The organism is Corallococcus sp. AB038B (genome assembly GCF_003668955.1).
In the GTDB taxonomy this organism is placed as follows: Bacteria; Myxococcota; Myxococcia; order Myxococcales; family Myxococcaceae; genus Corallococcus; species Corallococcus exiguus.
In genome coordinates, this window is the sequence record NZ_RAWO01000351.1 from 1 (window position 1) to 390 (window position 390).

General features: G+C 67.7%; 1 protein-coding gene. It reads right to left on the minus strand.

Going from position 1 to position 390, the window contains the following annotated elements; translation table 11 throughout:
• On the minus strand, positions 1–390 hold a 390-nt coding region (locus tag D7Y04_RS43540), incomplete at both ends, for a VOC family protein (protein ID WP_147477390.1).

Below are 390 nucleotides of genomic sequence, written 5' to 3' on the forward strand. Positions count from 1 at the left end.
ACCTCGTGCCAGGCCATGGTGCCGGGCTCTCCCACGAGCTGCGCGCCTTTGTGCCCGCGTGATTGCCAGAGCCCGAAGCTCGCGCCCGTGGGGTCCGTACAGAAGGCGAGCCGGCCCGCGTCGAAGACATCCATGGGGGCTATCGCCACCTTGCCTCCCAGCTTCTCGGCGCGCTGGACGAAGGCATCCACGTCATCCGCCTCGAAGTAGACGCTCCAGGCGGTGGGGTAGGGCGCGTCCTTGGGCTTCAGGCCGATGCCGGCCACCATGCGGCCGTTGAGCTGGCACATCGAATAGAACCCCGACTCCTCGGGACCGATGAGGTAGGTCCATCCGAACAGCGCGCTGTAGAAGGCGCGGGTCCGTTCCAGGTCGGGCGTCGTCAGGTCC